Consider the following 19189-nt stretch of genomic DNA (forward strand, 5'->3'; position numbering starts at 1 on the left):
ATCGCAGTACATCAATTATTTAGAATCAGTTTTTAACGCATAAAAACCGTAGTCACACACGAAGTATTAAATTGTTAAAAAAGTTAATGGTCATATAATGGCAATGGTAGCAGGCCAAAATTTTAATCATCCCGAAAAAGGCAGTTCGATCAAAGTCGAGCCCATTCGAGATATTAAATCCATCAAACGCATTAAAAAGAATTTAGAAAAACAACCAAGAAATTATTGTTTATTTACCCTGGGAATTAATTCTGCTTACCGAGCTAATGAATTATTATCGTTGACTGTTGATCAAGTCGATTATTTACGCCCCGGTGATCGACTGGAACTTAAGCAAAGCAAAACGGATAAGCACCGAGCCATCACCGTTAATAGTACTGCTGTTGATGCTATTGATTTTTGGCTGAGGCATCATCCACGCCCTACCAGAGGACAGCCATTGTTTATTTCTCATAGAAAACATACGGCCATTGGCGTACCAACCGCGTGTAATTTATTAAAAAAATGGTGTCATGATATTGGCTTGCACGGTAATTTCGGTAGCCATACCCTACGAAAAACTTGGGGCTATTTTCATCATTTAAACGGCACGCCACTTCCATTATTGATGGAAGCATTCGGGCACAGCACACAAAAACAAACGCTGGATTATTTATGCATTCAGTCTTCTGAAATCCAACAGCTATATACCGATCTGGAGCTGTAAATCTTGTGCAGTAAGCATATCGATTTTAATCCTAAAATTCGGTTGATTTAGGTGTCATAATCAGATTATTAAGGAGCCGATAAGAAGAAAAATTAGGAAATTACGTTATATGGACAATATACGAGATCAAAAAAATCAAGAGGCTAATAATTTACTTGTGCAATCCATTGCTGAAAATAAATGTTCGTCTTTAACCAAAGTTGATCTACAAGGCCTTCGCAATTTAATTAATGATTAGATACAGCGCATAATCTTAAAAACATTTATTCAAAATCACATGGCGCCTGATATTGCATAATTTTTAGCGCGCCTCTTTACTAACTTCTTCTTAGAAGTTAATGAGACATAGAGAAAAGTGATCTAATACCGGTATTTATATATAAATTTTTATCAGAATGCAGATATGGCGAATATTGACAATATTCGCCATATCTAGTATAAATATTAATCAAACAGTAACAATTAGAGTTCAGCATCATGGCAAATAGCTTAAATCTGTCCCTCACCGATGAATTACGTGACTACGTCAATAGCCGGACGGGAGATAAAGGGCTGTATGCTACGCCTAGTGAATATCTGCGTGACCTTATTCGCCGAGATATGGAATCACAAACTACTCTGCGTCATATCATCAGCGGATTAGACGATATCAAAGATAACAGGTTTTCAAGCAAGTCCATCATGGATATCGCTGATGAGGATTAACCCAAATGGATTCGTCTCCTGCCTACATTCTTACATCTACAGCGGAACGAGATTTTCGTAACGCTAAACGATGGTCAAATAAGCGATGGGGAAAAGAGCAAACAAGACTCTATTTTAAGGAATTGGATAAAGCTGCCAACTATATTGCAGAAAACCATGAATTTATTGCAAGAAAAGATTACTTAACTGGATCCACGGGGCTTGGTGTTTATCCTGCCAAAGAACATTATATCATTTACATATCTGTAGATCGAAAAACCATAATAATTGTAGCGCTCATCCGTCAGAGCTGCGATGTTCCTGCAATTCTGGAGGCTAATAATTTCCGAATAAGCCGAGAAATTGCAGAAATCAAAACCTTATTAAGGTCCGAAGATACAACTGACGTAATGTGAAACTTAAAAAATTTGACCTTTTAGATAATCCTCTCGGTGATCTGCAAAAGGCATTTTCATATTAGAAGCCCCCCTTCGAATAAAAGCTTGCCTGGAAGATCTAATATAATTAGGTTTCTCGGTTCGTGTTACATTTACCTTCACAACAGGAATATGCCCCATCATGATAAATGTAACATCAAAACAAGAATTAAATACCAGCTCTTCAGATAAATATTTTTTAATATCTTGACAATATAAACCCAGCGCTTCCGTTAATTCTGCCTTATAGGGAAGTGACTTTTTAAAATCATACAAACTACCATCGTCGTTAACACCAATGAATAAAGTACCATTATTGGCGTTACTAAAAGCACATACAGTTTTAAGCAGCTGATCACTCTTACCGCTTTGTATATCAATGTAAGATTTAAATTCTACATGTAACCCCTCGCCCAGACTAATGGTTTGGTAAACATCGTCAACAGGGTTATTCTCTTCAGGCAAAGCAAGTCTATAGGGATAAGATAATAAAGACCGATAATCTATTACTTCATGATCTCGATTTACCAACCATATTTCAGCACTCAGCAACTGTTCATCAGATAAAAGCAAAGATTCGCGATTTGTATAGAAAATAAATGGGTCAACGCCTGGACCTCGACCTGTTAAACAAACATCATCACAACGCCCACCTATCGAAACTGTATTATCGCGAATATCAATGTATGAGTCAGGTGAAGAAAATATAATGTGAAATCCCTGTTTATATTGGTAGTTAACTTTTTCACCTTCAAGCATAAATTCTTTTATGTAACAGTCAGCTGAATTATGTAATGGCTCGCCATAACCAATGAGGACCACATCCATATTATTATTTTTATTACATGATAAAGTATAGCAATGGGCTGGTCGATTATTACAGCGAATATAACTCGGAATCAAAGTCCACTCCCATGACGTAGAGCTAGCTTCAAAATTTACCTTCGCCAACGACTTATCATCAAGAGCAGAAAATAAAGTCCCGTTGTGGATTTTTTCTAATAACTCACTCTGATCGATAGCCTCGATATGAAAGGAAATAAAAGCGTATGTCGGATAGATAGACAATACGTCATCCAATGGATCTACATCAATTTCGCAACGACCACAACATACTGACCACTTGCCATTCTTGTCAGGTCTTTCCAGCACAGCGCGAATTGAAACTGACATTAGTGAAGAAGATCCACAATATCGTTCAACATCTTGTTTAATCTCTTCGTAATTAAGATATCTACTGTTAACTATATATGGTTGAATATTCACACTAACCCTCTTTTGTTTGCAATAGTGCGTAAGTCACGAACAAGATCATTGAAATCTCTCCCATATATAGGAGCAGAGGATAATATAATTTTTTGAGATCCAGGTGTAAAACTCGAATTTGTTACCAATATACCTCGATCCGCACGCGTATCTTCTAAAGAAATTGTTCCCAATAAACTCCTAAGGTGGCTAGGGCCTATTTTTTCATTACGACGTTTACATTCAACGGCGACATAAACTGGGAAACCATTTTCAATTATTGTGGCTGTAATATCTCTCCCTCCGTCACCACTTTGTGGGGTTACGTTAACATTTAAAAACCCGAGTTCATGTAATATTTCCGCAACGACATATTCGAAATCCCGGCCATTCAAACCATGCATCAAGTTCGGGTCACGGCAGATTCTTTCGAAAACACGCATCGGAATAAAGTTGACGCGCTTTAACTGACCATTTAAATCGGCAATTAATGAACTATTTTCACTTTCTTCTTCAAGCTCTTGTTCGTATTGATCAAGGGACAATTCGAATAGGAAAAGATGTCTTCCTCCTAATTGTTCATTAATTCTAGCGATACGGTCGAAATTAGTCTCAACATCCGCAATCCCATTTAGAATAGTTGTAGGAATTTGAAACCCAGATAATATATTTTCAATATACGAAGGAAATCTCGATGAGTCTTGTAATTGTATAGCCTGATCCCAGGCACTAGTTGAATTTATAAGGTTAGATAAGCTAGGATATTTTAATAATGGATCGTACAATTCAATAGTTTCTAGTAAATTTTGAAGCCTTTCATACTCAAAGGGCAACCTATAATTAATGTCAAAATTTCTAACTGAATCTAATACATTAGAATGTGCACTTAATTTGTCAAAAGGTTGTTGAAACGAATCAATGACTTTTTTGATTTCTTCTTCATTTTCATCATCTTTAGCCATAAGGTCTACTCTCAAATTTTTACGTATTTCATGAGGTCATTCCTTTTTTTACTCGTGCGATAGTATGGTCCGAACATCCGAGTAAATTGCGAATATAAGCGTAACTTTTTCCATCTCGTAATAGTCCAGCAATGTCACCATGTAGCTTCTGATTTATTGGACGGCCTTTATATTTACCTTCCGCTTTAGCTCTCTGCACACCTTGTGCTTGCCTGCGTCGGCGGTCTTCGTAGTCTTTACGCGCTATCGCCGCCAACATATCGAGCATCATTCCGTTGATAGCCTGGACCATTCGGTCAGTAAAAGCATCGTCGGTGTGAATAAATTGATGAGAGGTTGGTAAATCTTTGGATACGATCCGAATATTTTTCGCTGCAATATGGGATTTCAACCGTTCCCAGTCTTGAAAATTTAATCGGCTTATACGATCTATTTGCTCTACAAGCATAACATCGCCAGACTGAGCAATATCGATTAGCCGAAATAATTCCGGTCGATGCAAATTGGCACCCGATTCATTTTCGACAAACCACGCAGAGATAGGAAAACCTAGCGAAGCTGCAAATTCTTCCAGTTCTTCTTTTGCTCGATAAGCATCCTGTTCTTCAGTTGATGCTCGTAAATATCCATATAAACGCATTCACCCTCCCTATTCGTGGTAATTATTGTCTACGCCTAGTGTAAAAAGAATTAGATAAAAGGAAAAGAGCGCTAATGTTTATTGAGGGAATACACGAAAAGAAACTATTGCTAGTGATGCAATGCTGCATTACACATTACTGCTCTATTTCCACTGCGTTTTACATAGAATTCACGATTTACTGCAGTGAAATGAATCAGAGATTAAGTTACTGCTGTTTAGGTACATCCTATTTAAAGCTATCGGAGCCATGCAACAGTTCGTTTATCACCTCGTCTTAAAAAGCCTAAGCTGGGTGTCTGTCTTGATAACCTGGGTAATGACCTGCTGGATAAACGGGAGGGTTTGCAATGAGCACACAAACCCGGCACATCAAGGTCAATCACATTTATTACGACTACAAACCTAAGAACGCCGAGCCTCATTCGGTAACGCCGCCGGTGCCCTGGATTCAGATGAAGGGCAAGTGGTTAGCCAAAGCGGGATTTACCATCGACACACCAATTAAGATTGAGGTGTCCGAAGGGCGGTTGGTGTTAATCGCTGAGTAAAAATAAATAACCCCGGTAGCACAAACTAGCCAGGACTTTTGTTCAATTTTCGGAAAGCTATAAATTATTAACGGCCAGATTTTTCTAACTCATCAATAATAGAGCCTACTTTTTTCAGCAAGCCTTTCACATCTTCGTGGCTTGCCCCCATACGAGTTTCAAATTCAAACTGATCCAGCCCATGACACACTTCATTAAGTGAATTATTGAGAATCAATAATTCATCTATCGATACTTTCACATCAGCAGTGTTTTCTGCCGTTTCAATTAAATCCATAGTAATCACCGCAAATTATCAAAGTAATCTCGCCCACCAGTAGGCTGAAAAGCTGTTCCACCATCAGCAGCTTTAGGGTTACGAATCACAACTGTTCTAGAGCCTTCATGCCAATAAGCGGATCGGCCATTACTCAGCTGTCTGGTCGCACTTGGGTTCGTCATAACATTTTCAATATGCTCGGCAAACTGTTTGCGAGTTTTAATGAAACCAGCAAACTCTCCTTGTTTGAGTACATGCTTTTCAAATGCATGACCTCCTGCTATTTCTTGAGAAGCGAGCTGCTTATTTAAGCGGGCGGAATTTGCTGCACTTCGAGCGCTGCCTGCTCCCTTTGTAACATAGCCATCTGATTTACTGGCATTTACCTCACATTGTTTCTTTTTTAATTTAGATTTAAGCTTTCCGGCAAGTGATCCAAGAGCTCTTATACCATTAGATACTATACCTGCTGTAACAGTGGAGATTTTCCGTATACTTCCTCTAACTGCTACACTGGCGAGAATATTAGTTCCGCCTACTACGAAAAGCGGAATAAATTCTCCCGTAGGATCATAGAAACGCAGGCTATTGCTGTCAACGTAATTATAGGTATTTAGGCCAGCATATAATCCTAGCGGGTCGGACGTGATATATCTTCCACTATCAGGGTCGTAATAACGATTCCAGTTATAGTAGAGATCCGTCTCACGGTCATGATATTGCCCAGGAAAACGTAGATTAACTTCCGCCGATAATATGTCATCGGGCGTTTCGCCAAATGCCTCTCCCTCCCACAACCACGCTATATTGCGATTTGAGTCCGTTGCAAATCTCGGCGTCATGAGGTGATCAGCATGGAGATAATAGAGCGTTTCCTCCCCCAAAACCGTGTCAATTTGTGCTAACGGATCCCCAGATTCATGCCATAAATATTCTTTCTCTGTAACGCCACTTTCAGCGGTTTCAGCAATCAACATGCCGTACATATCATAGTGATACAGCGTAACTGCAGTAGCGCCTTGGCTGTCAAAGACCGTTTTGCGAGTGCGTTGCCCTTGGTCGTTATAGATGTACTCTGCGGTCACAACGCCATCGTCTATTACTTGGAACAGGCGATTAGCATCGTTGAAAATTAATTCACGTTCAGTAAAACGAGATTCTGATAATAACTCGGTTACGGCAGAAACTCGGGATAAGCGGTTGCTTCCTGACTCATATAAATAATCATTTGCCGCTTCGCTTGTTTGGAATTCATCATGACGATTAAAGTTAAGATCATAATTGAGCGTATTTGCCAATCCATTATCGATTTGATCCGAGACGATTCTGTCTAACGCATCGTAAGCATATACGCTTAATTGTGGTGAAGTGTCACGCTCAATTACATTGCTATTTAGATCATAGCTGTAACGCCTGCTATCAATCGCAGAGTTACCATCCAACAGATCTTGCGTTTGTAGCCGTCCTTGTAAATCATAAGACCGAGTGTCTTCTAGCCCATTGCCAAATCGGCACTGAGTCATGGCATTATCACCACGGTATTCAATATCACTTATAATAGTTTGCGCTGCCCCATTAATGGTAGTGCTTATGGATTGGGTACGCCTCACACCATCACGGCTGATCGATATAACCTTTCCGGTAGGGTAAGTTTTTTGGATGACATTATCGCCGTCGTCATAAACATATTGGGTAGTGAAGTCTTGACCTTGTTCATTTCGTGTAATCGAAACCACATTACCAAACGCGTCATAGACATAATCCCATATGCCTGTTTCGTCGACACGGCGGCACAAGCGCCCTACTCCAAACGAACAATCATCATAAATATAGGTAACGTCTTCTATTTTGCCGGGGATGCTGTTAGGAAAACGCTTTGAAATAGGACGCTCAAGTTCGTCGTAGCTATAGTTCATAGTAATGCCACGACCGTCGGTCATGCTGAGCAGATTATCATTACGGTCGTAGCTGTAATTTAATCGCCCACGATCAGGACTTTCTTCAGAAAGCATACGCCCCAAGACATCATAGGTGTAAAGCGTTTCTACACCGTTAGGTGCCACTATGCGAGTAACGCGGTCATTTGTGTCATAGTCAAACTCGGTAATACCATCCAGCCGATGAACAGATTGTGTCACTCTGTCCTCGGCATCAAATTGCGCTGACGAAAATTGATTTTTAGGATCGCGTGCAATTCTCGGCAAGCTATTTCCATCTAAAGACCAACGCGTTACAGAGAATTGATCATCTTCATGGGGAGCACTAACAGAAATTAATCGATTGCGAGAGTCATAATTTAAATCAACCGTACGTGCTAACAAGCCGTTACTACTGATCGTATCAGCCCTTGTAAGGTTATTATATGCGTCGTAAAAATAATTCACGATCTGATTTAAATTATCAGAAATCTGAGTAATACGACCTTTTTCATCATAACGAAAACGATAGGTGATATTGTCCGGAGTAAGAATTTCCGTGGTCTGTCCGGCCGTATCGTAGCTATATTGCGTCACCCGCACATTACCAGGACTGTCATCGGGGGGAATTTCTGTCTGTGTTACAAGTAACCCTTGTTCGTTATATTCAAATAAAATTTCTAAATTATTAGGCGTCAATAGCCGTGTAATTAAACCGCGACTGTCATACTCCATAAAAGTAGTATGACCCAACTCATTAATAACATTCAATGCGTTACCACGTTCATCGCGGTTATAGATCATTTGATGATTATTAGGATTGACGTAACGCGTTACCAAACTAAATTGGTCATATTCAAATACATCAACAGCACCGTTAAACACTTCACGGCGCGATAACATATTGCCTAAATCATCAAATATTTTTTGGATAACCGAGTTGTTAGGGCGTGTTGTCGTAATGGGGTTGCTATCATTATCTCGCTGACTCCGATAAATCCTCCCGACTGCATCACGGAATTCCGTGTGGACATTTAATCCGTCGGTAAATTCTAGATCAACATTACCGTTCTGATCGGTATAGCGATTGGACACATTACGTGCAAAAGGCGGAGAAGGAAAAATAACATCGGACGAATCTTCGTTAGATGTGATTTGCCTAAAATCAGGTAATCCCTGAATAACGCCTAAATCAAATTCTTGTGTGCTGCCATCAGGTAATTGCGTGCGTTCAATTCGGTCTGCAAAAGAATATTCATAGGCCTTACGGTTCCCGCGCTGATCAAATTGAGCCGACATTAAATGTCGTCGTTGTGCATTATATTCAAAGCGGCGACGGTCACCATTAGGTTCAATTATAGTAATTAAATTACCATTACTATCTTGTTCGAACCGAGTCGTTCGACCCATAGGATCCACAATTCGGTCGAGCCTATCACCAAAGAAATAGAAAAATTCAAACGCTTGACCAACAGGATCAGTAATACGAACAATGCGTTCACTTTCATACTCATACGTCGTTCGATTTCCATTTCTATCTATTTCTTCAACCATAAGCCCATCTTGGTTAAAGAGATAACGTGTTCCATCCTTCATCACACGTTCCCACGTACGATCTTCAAGGAAGGTTAGGGTTGAGAATTCTCCTGGAGGTGACTCGTAACTATAAGGTGGAATCGGAGCCAATATCAGCTGCGCTGTGCCAGGAGCAGGCGGAAGTGCTTCGGCTACTGCAGGCCCTGTAAAGACGTAACTGGCAGCAGAGCCATCGGTCAACATAACATCCACGGTTTCCCCTGAACGTATGGAAGTTTCTGGGTATATACGCTGCAATCCCACAATATTCCATCCAGCACCGTAAGAACTGCGTCGCAAATTATGGATAGGTAAATCAACAGCTAATCGTGTTTGCCGAAAAGACCCATTAACAAAATGTGTTCCTCGAAATTCATGGCGATACAGTCCCGATGAAATATCAAAAGCATCAAATTGTATGGCTGGCCTCAGGGGTAGAAATTGCCCCGCTATTCGCCCACTTACAGCCACATTCGTGCGATAACTATTAACGTCTCTATTGCCAACGCGGCCTTCAAGTAAAAACCGCGTGGGTGGAGGAGATTGATTACCAAATTGAGATTGCAGTGGAATGATAGGATTTGGGTTCGCTAAATTACTGTTATATTCCAACCGGACAGCGCGCTCTGCTCCCAATGAATAATAAGAAGGGATGTCATGCCATTCTTTTAAATTACCGGTTTCGCGATCAACAGAGCAGGCACCGCGCACTTTCCGACTGCAAACCGGCTCAATGACGTTGCCAACGAAATCTAGCCCTAATGTAGCTAATTGCAGTGCCCATGCGTGCCAGGAATTGGAATCAACGACACCACCAATGGAATCAATCGTCGCTCCATTAGCGCTCACTTCGCCTTCACCAACTACCTCAAACTGACCAGTCTCATGATTAAGAGCGAAAATATCGACACGTGAACCTGGAGGTAAATTCTCTGTATTTGGAAATGAAATAGGTACCGGCTCTGGGTAACTCACACCAAAGGGCTGAATGGAAATATAACTACTTGCACCGATACCTTCAGGTAAAGGTTGAGGGCTGCGTGTAATATCCTCCAAGAATGTTATGGTGATATCACCTTCAAACGGTTGGCCTGTTGCATCGTCAATAGCTGCACCTGGTGGTATGGTTAGCCTTGCAGGTTCGAGTAAACTCAGCCCATCACGAAAACGTGAACTGGTAATAATTGATGTGCGTTCAGGATCAACGGGATCAGCACTTGCTGTATCAAGTGGTAATAGAAATATAGGCGCGGGCAAATGGTTTATTGCACCAGCCACCAAATGCACTACTTCAGGTACAGTGGCATAGCTACCCAAAGAAGGATCAACTGTACTTCCATCTACTAATAATCGTTGATCGCCAGCTTCAACAATGCCATCAAAAGTGAAGCTACCATCGCTGTCTGTAAATTGCGCTTCACCATTAATTTCGAGGCGGACACCAGGAAGCGGCTGATCATTCTCGGTGAGCACCCTGCCACTTAATGCGGTTTCTTCCCCAGGAGCTGGGACGGTAAAAAGCACTGTTTCACTGTCATTAAAGCGCCCATCCGACGCACGGAATGTTATTTCATATTCACCGCTTTGCCCTTCAATAGGGGCAAAAGTTAGCTCCCCTGATTGCGCATCCAGCAACATATTATCCGGTAACGGTAATGGCTCCGCTTGGTATGTGATCGGATCGCCATTAGGGTCAGTAGCATTAAGCTGTAGTGATAAAAATTGCCCTAAAAACGCTGTTTGATCGCCAATAGCTTCTAATACTGGTGAGCGATCATCTAACCCGTTGACGGTAATCTCAAAACGTTGTTCAACTGGAGGGTTGATACCGTCTGATACACTGAGTACGACTGATGACACACCACCATCTACAGGTAACCATGAAACCAGCTGTTCTTGTGCGTCCAGCCGCATTCCTAGTGGGCCTTCAATAATAGCGAAAGTTAACGTGTCACCATCGGGATCAAAGGCAACAAGCTCGTATTGATAATCTTGGTCAATCTCTGCCTCAACAATAGGAACAGACACAAATCGAGGAGCACTATTACTCGGTGGCGGTGGTTCAGATACTTCTATAATGACAGTATCGGGATTGCTGGATAACGCACCATCACTCACAATGAGCTGTGCGACATACAATCCGGTAAGGTCAGGCGTAAATTCCGAAGAAAGATTAACCACTTCCGATATTTGCGCAGCACTTCCCTCAGGTCGAATCGTTAACGTCCAAAAGGCAGTAAGTAGATCAGTATCAGCGTCAAAAGATGCATCTCCATCTAGTGCAACAACGTTGCCCAATGAAGCAAAACGCTCAGCACTAGCTATAGAAGTTGGCCTAGAATTATTAGTGGAGATAAGTACGGTATCGGCAGCACTTCGACCTGCTGGGCTGCTAATAATCAGTTGAACAACGTAATCACCTTCTGCGTCAATTAGCAGCTCGGGATTAAATCGATCATCGCCCTCCAGTAGCGCTTCACTGTCCTCAGGCCGACTTAATATATGCCATTGATAATCATAAAGCCCGGCATCTGGATCCAATGCATTAGGAGACGATAATTGTACCCTCTCTCCGGATAACACAGATTGATCCACTCCGGCATTTGTATCTACCACTAAAGGGGCGGATTGCAGTGTTAATTCCGTGGGCTCTCCGTCTCCTAAAGCATCGCTAACGGTTAACTCGAAACGATACTCTCCTTCAATATCGGGTGTTAAATTAGGAAATAAGCTTTGCCTATTATCTAATTCGGTAGAACTTCCAATAGGCACGGATACCAAATTCCAGGTTACCGTAAATGCTGAGCCATCCACGTCAAAAGAATTACTTGCGTCTAAAGTAATGGTTTCCCCAGGAATGATAATTTGAGGTAACCCTGCAAGCGCTACCGGACGCACACTCTGTGTAGATACAATAACTTCGTCGACGGTCAGTTCAAATCCATCCGAGACCGTGAGCATAAAACGATAATCACCTGGTATATCAGGCGTAAAAAATGGTCGCACAAGCTCTGGATTATTAAGCTCAGCACTACTTCCTTCAGGGCGTGATACAGCTAACCAATTAAATTTAAGTTCATCACCGTTACGATCAGTTGACGCACTTCCATCCAGTGTCACGACTTGATCGATCTGTGTGAAAATATCTATTCCGGCATTTGCATTTGGTGCGACATTATCTGCGGGGGGAACTACTGGACGTGGTTGAACCGTAACAGTGATAGATGACTGCGCACTTTCATTAGCATCATCTGTGACGGTAATTTGAAAATTAAGCGATGTTGCTTCACTAACGTCAGGTGCAACAAAAAAGCTGGTCGCCTGATCGGCGTCCATTAAAGTAATGGAGCTATCAAGTGGCTCCCATAAGTACGCCACCACCCGACCATCGCTATCTTCAGCAGTAACAGAAAGTTGTACTAATTCGCCGGACTGAACAGTTTCAGGCGCAGTTATATCGGTGATAGTCGGCAGAGCATTAATACCAAAACAACCAACCAATAATGCAACACTGGCAAAAATCCACGCTTTTAATAACCTCATCCTTTCCTCCCGGCTTACGATTTTTGTGATAGAGCTTGAAGTAATGCGTTACTGGATGATTGAACTGGGAACCTGAAAAATATCGCCGGTCACAGTATGAAGCGATAAGACCGATGGCATAGCTGCAGACTGACTCACTTTAATTGCTACAAGTTTTTGTCCGTCAGTAAATGGCTGTAAAAGTGCTATTTGTTCCTCAGTCGGAGTAAAGAGAACCGAAGCTAACAAACTGGTCGCACCAGCTGGCAAACGCACCTCAACACGAGTAGACGCAACTTCGAAAGTGCCAATTAGCGGTTCACTCAGGACATTAGTTACAGAACCAGCATTAGGCGTCACTAATAGCTGTACTTGCGAACCAGGAGGTACATTATTGGTTTCAAACTCAATTGTTACTGATGTATCTGCAAGCGCCGTGGGCAGTATTACATCGTTATTTCCGGTAGGATTTGCGGGCACGGCCACACCAGCAATAGAAGATATTCTGATATCAGGAAAATCGGCTAAAAATAACGGTTGGGGCGCGGAGGATGAGAGTGACGAGGCGGGTATTACTCTGCCATCAAACAATAGCTCATCAACCTCAATTCGTACTCTACCCGGACTACCATCACCTCCTCCTTCACCTGCCGTGCTTCCATCAGAATTTAACCGTCCACCGTTGCCGCCATTTACATTAATATCACCGTTCCCTATAAGGCGCGTAGCAACAATACGTACAGCACCACCGCTGCCACCTCCAGCGCCACTAAAGCCACCAGAAGGTAAATTCCCACCAGCGCCACCTTGCCCCAAAATCTCGCCGTTTAATATTAAATTTCCGGTGACCGCCAGGAGCAATGCTCCCCCACCACTTCCTCCAGCAGCCCCTAAAAAAGACTCACTGCTATCAGCGCCTGATATGCCCGCCCCACCACCGCTGCCACCGACTAGTGGTTGCAGGGTAGATGAACCGTAGGGTGATCCAACTCGAATCCCATTTCTGCAACCACTACCGCCACTTCTTACCTGCCCACCAGCTGCCAAATAGCCGGCTCCTGCGCCACCGCAATCACGATTACCGCTCGACATGCCACCACTGGCTCCACCTGGCCCTAAACCATTGCCACCTTGAAGCCTTGGACTGCGCCCTTTGCCTCCTGCAAACGCAGCAGGAGGTACGAAGCCAACACCGTCACCGTCCAGTCCACTGAGATCTAGCGTGCCATCAATGGCCGCATCGCCTTGAACCAAAATGATTGCTGGTGTATTGGAGCTATTAGGTACAAAACTGATGGTTACATTCTCGGGAATAGTAAATGTCCGGTAATTCAATATGCCGCTTTCAGGTAACGTGATTTGACCGCTAATTTGCGGATTAAAATCACCATCCGAGCCAGTGCTACCGCTATCAAACGCAAAGGCTAAGGAGGAAAAAATTAAACAAGTTAATGTGAGAAAAATTGATCGGCCTAAATATTTTCCGAACATAATATGCATCCTCGCAATTAATGTAAGTCACCGCCGTTGATGAGTAATTATTGAATATCTAAAAATAAATTAGATCCAAAACGGGTACGAACAGTTGTACTTTGCGTACGTAGAATTAGTTCTCTCAACCCTATGCTCGCACCCTCTTCTATCGTTAAAGAAAAACTCAATACAGATCCATTGTTTGTAACCGAAAGATCATTAATATCGATTCCATCCGCCGGTAAAACAGATGCCGACAATATTTCACTCAAATTAACGCCATGGACTTCGACTATCTCTGAGTCACCAGATTGAAGTACTAACGGTCTTTGTGGTTGGTTATCGAAAAAAGGATCAATAACCGGACCAATTACCGATTCAGTAATTGCGCTAAAGGAAGATAATGAAGAACGAAAGTTAATGCCTACCAAAGATGATAATGCAGGGAATTGGTCTGTAACTTGTACGCCCACAGCATCAGATAATGCAGAACTATTAGATACTGCTGCACTCTGTCCTACAAACACACCTACGGAATCGGAAAAAATATTGGACTCCGTAAGCCCAGTCAAAATATCTGGCTCATCAGAAAAATTAGATAAAAAGTTTGAAAAGCTTGGTGATACATAAACAGGAAATGAAAAAAAGAAAAATTGTTCATCTAACACCAGATCTATGGCGGTTACACCTTCTTGAAAACCGATAATATCAATTGAAGCCGATGCCCCTCCTGCTGCTATATTTACAATGTCGGCATCAAGAGACGCAATGGACGAATCTCGTGAAGAAATGGTGTAAATTTCATTCTCAGGACGCGCAGGGGAAAAATTTAAATTAACACTCTCATCGTTCGACTCAGCATTAAGAACAACTGGGCTGGGAAATGTAAGTAATTCAGGTCTAGGACCAGCTACAAAAAATGACTGTTCCACCTCACCTAACTGATTACGAATAATAATTGTGCGAGCACCAGAAGAAACATTTGAACTTACACTTACGCGAAAACTCAGTCGGAAAAATTCAGCCTCCACCTCTGAAATAATGATAGAAGGGTCATCCGAAACAACCTGTGCAGTTAGAAAATTACTCCCCTCAACCGTAACGAAAAAAGATTCACCTGCATTAATGAATTCAGGCTCAAATGATGTAATGGATGGAAATTCAGATTGGACAGTATTAATAATTCGTATCGTATTACCCGAATCATCGTACTCTCTATCCTGAACTATTTGTACCTGCGCATTGCCGATACAAGGCAAAAACAACACCGATAAAAAAAACAGATAAAATAACTTCCTCATAGCATATCGACTCCTTGCGATTCGACGGCTCCGTAACAGAAAAAGCAATTTACAATTTAGGACGTTAAAACATTAGGGGCGTACTAATACTTCCTCAAAAAGAAAAATTATTTTTATAGAAAAAACTAAATTATATGTATAACAATTTTATGACAAAGATTTATGCGTGGAGATAAATTCACCTGCTACCCACAGGTGACTACAACTTACCATAGCCAATGTAATAATCCAGTTACATATGAATTATTTCTAATATTTTTTAGCTATAAATTTATCATTTAGATCAAACATTGACGTTATTTAGTTATATCAATCTACACCTATATACCCTAATCACCAGACTATTAGTATATTTAATGCCAGCATTAAAAGATTTAATAAAATCACCAACCTAGCAATCCAACTCAGAGCAACATCAAGTTATATTTACTCTCACATGCCCAACAATGAATTTCATGCCAAAGTTTAATCATTAACGCCAGTATAAGATTTTTAGTTGAGTGACGGGTTTTTATCTAATATTGTACAACCAAAACCTATAGATAATATTCGTAATCACCATTATTCCATTAAATTATTAACTGGACTTCAGGGATGGCAAAGATAAAAAGCATCGACATTGAAAACTTTGGTAGTTACAGAGGTTTTTCATGGAACAAATCTGTTACCCGAAAAGGTGAACCACAAGAATTTAAACGCCTAAATATCTTATACGGCAGAAATTATTCAGGAAAAACAACATTATCACGAATAATAAGCTGCATTGAAACCAAAAAATATCCAGACAATTATAATAATCCGTCATTTTCTATCACTACTGAATCCGGCGTCATTAGCACAAACAATGTTTTCTCCGTCAACGAAAATGTTCGAGTTTATAATAAAGATTTTATAAAAAGAAACTTGAGCTTTCTCGAAGACCACCACAACGGGCAAATAGAAACATTTGCAATGATCGGAAGCGACAATCAGAAATTAGAAGAACAAATCAAAGTACAAGAGAGAAATCTCGGCAACATCGAGGAAAGATCTGGATTACTCTATGAGAGACAAATCAAACTAAATAATATGAACAAAGCCAGAGAATTGGAAGAATCACATAATTCTGACATCGAAAAAAAACTTAAAAATCACGCCAACAATAAAATCAAGAAAAACAGAACATATGGCCATGCCAATTATAACATAACAAAAATTAGAGCCGACATAGATAAAATCCGCAAAAACTCTATTGATATACTATCAGATGAGGAAGTATCAAACCTCAAATCTCTAACCAAAGAAGAAACTCTGAATGAGATTATTATAAACTCTCCATATCAGCCACAATCATTACACTTTCACAAAAAAGTAGAAGATATTGTAAGTAAAAAAATTAATCCCACCGCACCAATACAGGATCTCCTGAATGACTCCATACTACAAGCATGGGTAAAGTCAGGAATAACCCATCATAAAGGTAAAAGAAATACGTGTGGATTTTGCAATCAAGAATTACCCGCTGATATATGGCAGAAACTTGACAAACACTTCAATAAAGAGTCCGACGATTTAGATAGAAATATAACTGAAGTATCGAATTCTTTAAAATCAGAAATATCAAATTTATCGAACATTCTTGGATTGACAAAAGATCAATTTTACTCTTCAGAAAAATCTAACTTCGAAACTTATTATAAAACATACGATAAATCTCTAAATCTATACAAGAAGCAACTTCACAACCTTTTAAATGTTTTGGAGAAAAGGAAAAATGATATTTTTTCATCAATCCAAATCAGCCCATTAGAAAATGATGGAAGAGACTTAACCTTAATCATTAAGAAGATGTATGAGTTGGCTAGGAAAAATAACAATAAAACCAAGACACTTGCTCAGGATAAAGCCGAGGCCATTGAGAAGCTAAGGATTAATGACGTCGCCGCATTTATTCAAAACATCGATTTAGCAAAGGAAGAACAAAAATCATCCGAACTAAAGAAGAAATCAGAATCTGAAACCAAAGATTTAAATGAGATTGACAATAAAATTGAAGAAATAAAAAAGAGAATTGAAGAACTAAGAATACAACAAAATGACGAAAGAAAAGGGGCAGAAAAAGTAAATGAGTATTTAAACCACTTTTTTGGACATAAGGGATTATCTCTCAAAGCAGATGAGGATTCAAAAGAATCAACGTTCATATTTAAGATTATGAGGGGCGACAATGAAGCTTACAATCTCAGTGAAGGAGAATGCAGTCTAATATCGTTCTGCTATTTCATTGCAAAATTAGAAGATACGAAAACGAAAGGAAAAGATCTCATCATATACATAGATGATCCAATATCTAGTCTCGATAGCAACCATATATTCTTTGTTTACAGCTTAATTGAAAGTGTCATTGCAAAACCATTGAAAAACTCTGATGGTTCAAACAACTACAAATATGAACAATTATTCATTTCGACACATAATTTGGATTTTTTCAAATATCTCAAAAGGCTTTCCCATCCTAAAAGAAAAAATAGTAATAATGGAGGCAAATCTAAAGCTATTTCCGACAGCCAGTATTTTATAATTGAAAGTGGAGAGCATAGTAGCAAAATAAGCTTAATGCCTAACTACCTAAAAGACTATACTACCGAGTTTAATTATCTTTTTCATCAAATTTTCCTGTGTAGAGATTCTATTAATGCAAATGAAAATCATGAAAGATTCTATAGCTTTGGAAACAATCTAAGAAAATTCCTTGAAGCATTTTTATTTTATAAATACCCTTATCAATATGATAAAAACAATTCGCTGGAACGACTTATAAAATTCTTTGGTGAAGATCCCACCTCTACAACCCTCACAAATAGAATTAGTAATGAGCTCTCACATTTGGAAGAGATATTTGACAGAAGTATGAAACCGATTGAAATTCCGGAGATACCTAAACTCGCAAACTTCGTACTAGATAAGATTTATGAAAAAGATCCCGATCAGTATAATGCGCTTCTAAAAAGTATCGGAGAACCAGAAAGGGTACCATAGGAGAACACCAACTTCAGAACTTACAAAGCCTTCTTGATTCCAAACTCATGAAGGTAAGCGCCGCTCTAACTCGACAACCTCAAACTGCCTACCCGAATTTTAATCGATAGAGCTGATGTGAATATACCCAATGCATTGACCTGCCATAAAAACCACCATCTGATTATGTCAGGTTAATGAATTACTAGGTAGATGAAATATTTCTACGAGTATGACATCATCGCATACAGAAATCGAAAGGCCTGATTTAAATCACCGAGAGCTCAACGTGGAATCATTAAAAAAAATATCTAAGATTATTGAAGAGAGTCACGCATTAAGTAAAACTACGCTATTTTTTATGATGTCAATTGGAGGCATTTACCTAAATGGCTTTCTAAGCGAGTTCAACATACCATTCCCTCTTGAAATTTCCGTACTGCCAACCATTTTATTCTTAATTGGTTGGTGTGCCCCACAAAAAGTAGACAGTTATCTAAGCAGCTAATACCGTTTTGTCCTCGAATGCTACTGGACTTAGGTAACCATTCGCTGAGTGTCTTCTTTTTCGGTTATAAAATATTTCGATGTATTCAAAAATATCAGCCTTCGCCTCTTGAACACAACGATAATCTTTCGCGTAGATCAACTCGACTTTTAACCGACTAAAGAACGACTCCATCGGCGCATTATCCCAACAGTTTCCCTTGCGACTCATACTCAACTTTAACCCGTTTTTTTTGGCGAAGTCGATATATTTCTGAGCCCGATATTGAGTGCCTCTATCCGAGTGGACGATTAGACCTGGCTCGCACTTACGCCGCTTCAAAGCATCCTCTAACGCCCTTTTCGTCAGTGCCTCTGTCATAGTATTATCCAACGCCCAACCCACAATTCGACGACTATAAAGATCCATCACCG

14 protein-coding genes are annotated in these 19189 nt (G+C 40.3%); 6 read left to right on the plus strand and 8 right to left on the minus strand.

Translation table 11 applies throughout. The annotated features are described in order from the left end of the window. Window positions 1-97 precede the first annotated feature (97 nt). From LU361_RS16600 to LU361_RS16610, 3 genes are all read left to right on the plus strand, one after another. Complete coding sequence (locus LU361_RS16600; RefSeq protein ID WP_233090012.1) at window positions 98-706, plus strand: tyrosine-type recombinase/integrase; 609 nt, start codon at window positions 98-100, stop codon at window positions 704-706. Between the two features lie 477 nt (window positions 707-1183). Continuing rightward, window positions 1184-1411 (plus strand): ribbon-helix-helix domain-containing protein, encoded by a 228-nt coding sequence (locus LU361_RS16605; RefSeq protein WP_233090013.1) that lies wholly within the window; start codon window positions 1184-1186, stop codon window positions 1409-1411. 5 nt (window positions 1412-1416) lie between these two features. Continuing rightward, a complete protein-coding gene (locus tag LU361_RS16610) occupies window positions 1417-1806 on the plus strand; it encodes a type II toxin-antitoxin system RelE/ParE family toxin (protein ID WP_233090016.1) in 390 nt (129 codons plus the stop codon). A 3-nt stretch (window positions 1807-1809) separates the two neighbouring features. On the opposite strand, the gene LU361_RS20410 is transcribed toward LU361_RS16610, so the two are convergent. From LU361_RS20410 to LU361_RS16625, 3 genes are read right to left on the minus strand one after another with little or no spacing between them, the layout of a single operon-like run. Beyond that, window positions 1810-3093 (minus strand): AlbA family DNA-binding domain-containing protein, encoded by a 1284-nt coding sequence (locus LU361_RS20410; RefSeq protein ID WP_233090018.1) that lies wholly within the window; start codon window positions 3091-3093, stop codon window positions 1810-1812. Continuing rightward, on the minus strand, window positions 3090-4034 hold the full coding sequence (locus LU361_RS16620) for a restriction endonuclease (RefSeq protein WP_233090019.1): 945 nt from the start codon (window positions 4032-4034) through the stop codon (window positions 3090-3092). Before LU361_RS16620 ends, LU361_RS20410 begins: the two co-directional genes overlap by 4 nt. A gap of 28 nt (window positions 4035-4062) precedes the next feature. Further along, window positions 4063-4674 (minus strand): recombinase family protein, encoded by a 612-nt coding sequence (locus tag LU361_RS16625; protein ID WP_233090020.1) that lies wholly within the window; start codon window positions 4672-4674, stop codon window positions 4063-4065. A 350-nt stretch (window positions 4675-5024) separates the two neighbouring features. Here LU361_RS16625 and LU361_RS16630 point away from each other — a divergent pair, with 350 nt between their 5' ends. Continuing rightward, a complete protein-coding gene (locus LU361_RS16630; protein ID WP_233090022.1) occupies window positions 5025-5225 on the plus strand; it encodes a SymE family type I addiction module toxin in 201 nt (66 codons plus the stop codon). A 67-nt stretch (window positions 5226-5292) separates the two neighbouring features. Here LU361_RS16630 and LU361_RS16635 read toward each other — a convergent pair whose 3' ends face one another. From LU361_RS16635 to LU361_RS16655, 4 genes are read right to left on the minus strand one after another with little or no spacing between them, the layout of a single operon-like run. After that, window positions 5293-5502 (minus strand): hypothetical protein, encoded by a 210-nt coding sequence (locus LU361_RS16635; protein ID WP_233090024.1) that lies wholly within the window; start codon window positions 5500-5502, stop codon window positions 5293-5295. 5 nt (window positions 5503-5507) lie between these two features. Then, window positions 5508-12518 carry a PKD domain-containing protein gene (locus LU361_RS16640; RefSeq protein ID WP_233090026.1) on the minus strand — a complete coding sequence of 2337 codons (7011 nt, stop codon included), beginning with the start codon at window positions 12516-12518 and terminating at the stop codon, window positions 5508-5510. A 48-nt stretch (window positions 12519-12566) separates the two neighbouring features. Beyond that, on the minus strand, window positions 12567-13988 hold the full coding sequence (locus LU361_RS20235) for a hypothetical protein (protein ID WP_286206510.1): 1422 nt from the start codon (window positions 13986-13988) through the stop codon (window positions 12567-12569). A gap of 47 nt (window positions 13989-14035) precedes the next feature. After that, the gene (locus tag LU361_RS16655; RefSeq protein WP_233090030.1) at window positions 14036-15271 is read right to left on the minus strand and encodes a hypothetical protein; all 1236 of its coding nucleotides are present in this window, start codon (window positions 15269-15271) and stop codon (window positions 14036-14038) included. A 594-nt stretch (window positions 15272-15865) separates the two neighbouring features. Between LU361_RS16655 and LU361_RS16660 the strand changes: the two genes are divergently transcribed. Then, window positions 15866-18289, plus strand: a complete 2424-nt coding sequence (locus LU361_RS16660; RefSeq protein ID WP_233090032.1) for an AAA family ATPase — start codon at window positions 15866-15868, stop codon at window positions 18287-18289. A gap of 268 nt (window positions 18290-18557) precedes the next feature. After that, a complete protein-coding gene (locus LU361_RS16665) occupies window positions 18558-18776 on the plus strand; it encodes a hypothetical protein (RefSeq protein WP_233090034.1) in 219 nt (72 codons plus the stop codon). Here LU361_RS16665 and LU361_RS16670 read toward each other — a convergent pair. Continuing rightward, window positions 18765-19189, minus strand: a 425-nt coding sequence (locus LU361_RS16670; RefSeq protein ID WP_233089505.1) for an IS3 family transposase, incomplete at its 5' end; no start/stop codon positions are given. The genes LU361_RS16665 and LU361_RS16670 overlap by 12 nt on opposite strands.

Source organism: Sessilibacter corallicola, assembly GCF_021290925.1.
Taxonomy (GTDB): Bacteria; Pseudomonadota; Gammaproteobacteria; order Pseudomonadales; family Cellvibrionaceae; genus Sessilibacter; species Sessilibacter corallicola.

What these genes read in the sequence shown, in the direction of transcription:
- LU361_RS16605 (WP_233090013.1), top strand. Translation starts at nt 1,184, where the DNA reads ATGGCAAATAGCTTAAATCTGTCCCTCACCGATGAATTACGTGACTAC.
- LU361_RS16635 (WP_233090024.1), bottom strand. Translation starts at nt 5,502, where the DNA reads ATGGATTTAATTGAAACGGCAGAAAACACTGCTGATGTGAAAGTATCG.
- LU361_RS16625 (WP_233090020.1), bottom strand. Translation starts at nt 4,674, where the DNA reads ATGCGTTTATATGGATATTTACGAGCATCAACTGAAGAACAGGATGCT.
- LU361_RS16640 (WP_233090026.1), bottom strand. Translation starts at nt 12,518, where the DNA reads ATGAGGTTATTAAAAGCGTGGATTTTTGCCAGTGTTGCATTATTGGTT.
- LU361_RS20235 (WP_286206510.1), bottom strand. Translation starts at nt 13,988, where the DNA reads ATGTTCGGAAAATATTTAGGCCGATCAATTTTTCTCACATTAACTTGT.
- LU361_RS16655 (WP_233090030.1), bottom strand. Translation starts at nt 15,271, where the DNA reads ATGAGGAAGTTATTTTATCTGTTTTTTTTATCGGTGTTGTTTTTGCCT.
- LU361_RS16610 (WP_233090016.1), top strand. Translation starts at nt 1,417, where the DNA reads ATGGATTCGTCTCCTGCCTACATTCTTACATCTACAGCGGAACGAGAT.
- LU361_RS16660 (WP_233090032.1), top strand. Translation starts at nt 15,866, where the DNA reads ATGGCAAAGATAAAAAGCATCGACATTGAAAACTTTGGTAGTTACAGA.
- LU361_RS16630 (WP_233090022.1), top strand. Translation starts at nt 5,025, where the DNA reads ATGAGCACACAAACCCGGCACATCAAGGTCAATCACATTTATTACGAC.
- LU361_RS16600 (WP_233090012.1), top strand. Translation starts at nt 98, where the DNA reads ATGGCAATGGTAGCAGGCCAAAATTTTAATCATCCCGAAAAAGGCAGT.
- LU361_RS16620 (WP_233090019.1), bottom strand. Translation starts at nt 4,034, where the DNA reads ATGGCTAAAGATGATGAAAATGAAGAAGAAATCAAAAAAGTCATTGAT.